Source organism: Methylobacterium sp. WL103 (assembly GCF_008039885.1).
Classification (GTDB): domain Bacteria; phylum Pseudomonadota; class Alphaproteobacteria; order Rhizobiales; family Beijerinckiaceae; genus Methylobacterium; species Methylobacterium cerastii.
Genome location: NZ_VRUX01000355.1, coordinates 1 through 4,394 on the forward strand (window position 1 = coordinate 1; position 4,394 = coordinate 4,394).

Genomic DNA, 4,394 nt, shown 5'->3' on the forward strand with positions numbered 1-4,394 from the left:
GGCGCACCCCGTCCTGGATCGTGCCGACGGCGTCGACGATGCGGCGGGCGTCGAAGGCGTGGGCGACCCGGCGCAGGCCCATGGCCACCACCGCGAGCCCGGAGAGCACCGCCCCGGCCGAGGCGACGGTGGCGCCCGCGATCACCATGGAGAGGCCGCTCTCGAGGCGAACGAAGGGAAACCCCTGGATCACCGCGACGACGCCGCCGATCACCATGGCGGCACTCAGCGCGAACAGCGCAATGATCATGGAACTCTCGAAATCGGGGCTGGATACGCTAGACCCGTAGTAAGACCTTGTCGGCGTTTTGCAAAACGCAACCAAGCCCCGTCCGGCGGTCCAGCGTAGCGGTTTCCACGGACTTCGTGCCCGATCCGGCGTTGCCGCGGGAGGAAGGCCGACTTACCTACCGGGTCGTTGCCCCGTCGAGCGCGGTGCGCGGCCTCCGGTCGGACGCCCGCACCCCTGCGTTCGACAAGACGGAGAATCCCATGACCTTCACCCTGCCGGAACTGCCCTACGCCTACGACGCGCTGGCCCCTTACATGTCGAAGGAAACCCTCGAGTTCCACCACGACAAGCACCACAAGGCCTACGTCGACACCGGCAACAAGCTGCTCGAAGGCACCGGTCTCGAGGGCAAGAGCGTCGAGGAGATCGTCAAGGCGTCCTACGGCAACAACCAGCCGCTGTTCAACAACGCCGGCCAGCACTTCAACCACCTGCACTTCTGGCAGTGGATGAAGCCCAACGGCGGCGGCGCGATCCCGGGCACCCTCGCCAAGAAGATCGACGAGGACCTCGGCGGTGCGGAGAAGTTCAAGGCGGACTTCATCCAGGCAGGCATCGGCCAGTTCGGCTCGGGCTGGGCGTGGCTCGCGGTCAAGGACGGCAAGCTCGCGATCATGAAGACCCCGAACGGCGAGAACCCGCTGGTGCACGGCGCCAAGCCGATCCTCGGCTGCGACGTGTGGGAGCACTCCTACTACATCGACTACCGCAACCGTCGCCCCGACTACCTCAAGGCGTTCCTCGAGAACCTCGTGAACTGGGAGCACGTGGAGAAGATGTACGCCGAGGCGACCGCCTGAGGCGTCGCGACATCGCCCTCCCCCCGGGGGAGGGCGGCTTTCGTCGCGGCCGATGCGCGCTCAGCCCAGCTCCGCCGCGGCGAGCCCGGCCTCGGTCAGGTAGGGCCGGAACAGGCTCGCCACCTGGGCCGCACCCCAGTCCAGGTGCTCGCGCCGAACCTCGTCGAGGCCGCGGCGCGAACGCAGGTAGTCGATCCAGTAGGTCGAGACGATCCAGGCGTTGACGATCAGGTGCTCGGTCTCGGCGGTGCCTGCGCTGAGCAGCCCCGCCGCCTTCATGCCTGCTAGCGCCTGCCGGACGTGGTCCTGGCCGGCGTCGCTCAGGCTCTTCAGCCGCGGCCGCAGGGACGGGGCGAGGCGGAAGATCGTGCCGCCGTCGCGGTAGAAGAAGCGCCACTCCCACATCAGCGTGAACCAGCCGGCGAGGTAGGGGGCGTAGCGCGCCCGACCGTCCGCCGTGGCGTGGGCGGTGGCCACCGCCTCCAGCCGGCGCTCGAAGTCGGAGAACAGCGCCTCCAGGATCTGCTCCTTGCGCTGGAAGTGATAGTACAGGTTGCCCTCGTTGATGCCGACTGCGGCGGCGATTTCGGCGGTGGTGACCGCGGCAGGCCCGCGCTCGTTGAACAGGTCGCGGCACGTCGCGAGGACGCGCGCGCGCGTGCTGGTCCGCTTCGGTGCGCCTTCGGCCGTTTCACCGGCCGGCGCCTTGCCGCGCGTGACGGGGCGAGCCGCGTCTCCCGGTTCCTGCGCTGTTTGATCCGACCTGCGACGCTTCATTCGACCTGCCTGCCACGGGCGGTGGACCCGCCCGCGGTCCCGCGCGGCCCGGCCGCGTTCGGCCCCGTCACCGGCACCAAGGGCGTTTTACGGCGCCCGCCCGTTGACGTCCATAAGGTGTTCACCTTAAATACAAGCACAGAGAGAAACCGCCGGAGCCGAGACGCCATGAATGACGCCGCCGACGATGCTGCGCCCACCAAAGCGGCTGCGCCTGCCAAGATCGGTTTTGCTGCGGCGGCCGGGCGTGAGGTCCGGCATGTCGACGTGCTGGTGGTGGGTGCCGGCCTCTCGGGCATCGTCATGGGGCACTACCTCCAGACCGAGTGCCCGCAGAAGACCTACGCGATCCTTGAGGCCCGCGACGCGATCGGCGGCACCTGGGACCTGTTCCGATATCCCGGGCTGCGCTCGGATTCCGACCTCTACACCTTCGGCTTCAGCTTCCGCCCCTGGCGCAGCGACAAGGCGATCGCCGATGGCGCCTCGATCCTGGCCTACGTGCGCGAGACCGCGACGGCCGAGGGCATCGACCGACATATCCGCTTCGGCACCCGGGTCGTGCGGGCGGCCTGGGATTCGGCCGCCGCGTTGTGGACGCTGGACGCCGAGGTCGGCGCGGCGGCCGAGCCGGTGCGCTACACCTGCCGGATGCTGTCGGTGTGCGCCGGCTACTATGCGTACGATCACGGCTACAGCCCGGACTTCCCCGGCCGCGAGCGCTTCGCGGGGCCGGTGGTGCACCCGCAGGCCTGGCCCGAGGACCTGTCCTGGGCGGACAAGCGCGTGGTGGTGATCGGCTCGGGCGCGACCGCGGTGACGTTGGTGCCGGCGATGGCCGAGACCGCGCGGCACGTCACGATGCTGCAGCGCTCGCCGACCTACGTCGTCGCCCTGCCGAGCCGGGACAAGATCGCCGATTGGCTGCGCCAAAAGCTGCCGGCCGGCCTCGCCCACCGGCTGACGCGGGCCAAGAACGTGGCGCTGGGGATTGTCTTCTACCAGTTCGCACGCAGGAAGCCGCAGGCGATGACCCAGCGCATCCTCGACGCCGTGCGCGCGCAGCTCGGCCCCGACTACGATGTCGGCAAGCATTTCACCCCGAGCTACAAGCCCTGGGACCAGCGCCTCTGCCTCGTGCCGGACGGCGACTTGTTCAAGGTGATCCGCTCCGGCGCCGCCTCGGTCGAGACCGACACGATCGCGAGCTTCACCGAGGACGGGGTCCGGCTCGCCTCCGGCAAGACGCTGCCGGCCGACATCGTCGTCACCGCCACGGGCCTGCGGATGAAGCTGCTGGGCGGCATGACGCTCACCGTCGACGGCCGTGCGGTCGAGCCGGAAGACACGTTCCTGTACAAGGGCATGATGCTGTCCGGCGTGCCGAACTTCGCGGTGACGATCGGCTACACCAACGCCTCGTGGACCCTGAAGAGCGAGCTCACCGCGCGCTATCTTTGCCGGCTCATCAAGCACATGGACACGAACGGTTTTTCGCGCTGCGAGCCGCTGGCCGATGCCGCCCGGCTCAACGCGACGCCGACCCTGCCGCTCACCTCCGGCTATGTCACCCGCGCCGCGCACCTGCTGCCGAAGCAGGCCGACACCAAGCCGTGGAAGCTGCACCAGAACTACATCCTCGACACCGCAGCCCTGAAGTTCGGCCGCCTCGACGACGGCACGATGCGGTTTTCGCGCAGCGAACCGGCCAAGCGCGCGGCGTAGGATTCTCACTGGGGCGGGATGGCGCCGACCGGCCCCCTCTCCCGTCCGGGAGAGGGGACCCGTGCGTCTTCGGTTTTCCGACATCGCAAGCGCCAAAGCGGATGACCGGGCGATCACGACACCGACGCCACGGCATCGAAACGAAGGGAAAGGCCCCCCATGCCGAACTGGAACCTCAAGAACCGCACGGCCGTCGTCACCGGGGCGGCGAGCGGCATCGGCCGGGCGTTGGCAGTGGGGCTCGCCGCCCGCGGTTGCAACCTGGCGCTGGCCGACCGCAACGTCGCCGGGCTGGAGGAGACCGAGCGGATGATCGCGACGAACCGCGTCCGCATCAGCCGGCACGCGCTGGACGTCGCAGACCGCGAGGCCGTCGCCGCGCTGCCGGCAGTGGTTGAGGCGGCCCATGGCGGACTCGACCTGCTGGTCAACAACGCCGGCGTGGCGGTCGGCGGCACTTTCGACGACGTGACGGAAGCCGACTTCGAATGGCTGTTCGAGATCAACTTCTGGGGCGTGGTCCGCATGACCCGCGCCTTCCTGCCGCTGCTGCGCGCGCAGCCCGAGGCGCGGATCGTCAACCTGTCGAGCCTCTACGGGCTGATCGCGCCGCCGGGCCAGACCGCCTACGCGGCGAGCAAGTTCGCAGTGCGCGGCTTCTCGCAGGCGCTTGCCCACGAGCTCGCCGGCAGCTCGGTCGGCGTCACGGTGGTGCATCCGGGCGGCGTCGCCACCTCGGTGGCCGACAGCGCGCGCCTGCCCGCGCACATGGCTCCGGAGGAGGCCGCCCGGGGCCGTGC

4 protein-coding genes and 1 pseudogene are annotated in these 4,394 nt (G+C 69.5%); 3 read left to right on the forward strand and 2 right to left on the reverse strand.

What is annotated here, in order from left to right; all coding sequences use genetic code 11:
• Nucleotides 1–250, reverse strand: a pseudogene (locus tag FV222_RS18255) (hypothetical protein); the annotation flags it as partial.
• A 242-nt stretch (nucleotides 251–492) separates the two neighbouring features.
• Here FV222_RS18255 and FV222_RS18260 point away from each other — a divergent pair.
• Nucleotides 493–1,092 (forward strand): superoxide dismutase, encoded by a 600-nt coding sequence (locus FV222_RS18260; RefSeq protein ID WP_147754409.1) that lies wholly within the window; start codon nucleotides 493–495, stop codon nucleotides 1,090–1,092.
• A 60-nt stretch (nucleotides 1,093–1,152) separates the two neighbouring features.
• Here the strand turns inward: FV222_RS18260 and FV222_RS18265 are convergent, their stop codons facing one another.
• Complete coding sequence (locus FV222_RS18265; protein WP_147815330.1) at nucleotides 1,153–1,869, reverse strand: TetR/AcrR family transcriptional regulator; 717 nt, start codon at nucleotides 1,867–1,869, stop codon at nucleotides 1,153–1,155.
• A 168-nt stretch (nucleotides 1,870–2,037) separates the two neighbouring features.
• On the opposite strand from FV222_RS18265, the gene FV222_RS18270 reads away from it, so the two are divergent.
• Together FV222_RS18270 and FV222_RS18275 are read left to right on the forward strand one after the other, a co-directional pair.
• On the forward strand, nucleotides 2,038–3,594 hold the full coding sequence (locus tag FV222_RS18270; RefSeq protein ID WP_147815331.1) for an NAD(P)/FAD-dependent oxidoreductase: 1,557 nt from the start codon (nucleotides 2,038–2,040) through the stop codon (nucleotides 3,592–3,594).
• A 159-nt stretch (nucleotides 3,595–3,753) separates the two neighbouring features.
• Nucleotides 3,754–4,394: SDR family NAD(P)-dependent oxidoreductase (locus tag FV222_RS18275; protein ID WP_147815332.1), on the forward strand; the 641-nt coding region annotated here is incomplete at its 3' end.

What these genes read in the sequence shown, in the direction of transcription:
- FV222_RS18260 (WP_147754409.1), top strand. Translation starts at nt 493, where the DNA reads ATGACCTTCACCCTGCCGGAACTGCCCTACGCCTACGACGCGCTGGCC.
- FV222_RS18265 (WP_147815330.1), bottom strand. Translation starts at nt 1,869, where the DNA reads ATGAAGCGTCGCAGGTCGGATCAAACAGCGCAGGAACCGGGAGACGCG.
- FV222_RS18270 (WP_147815331.1), top strand. Translation starts at nt 2,038, where the DNA reads ATGAATGACGCCGCCGACGATGCTGCGCCCACCAAAGCGGCTGCGCCT.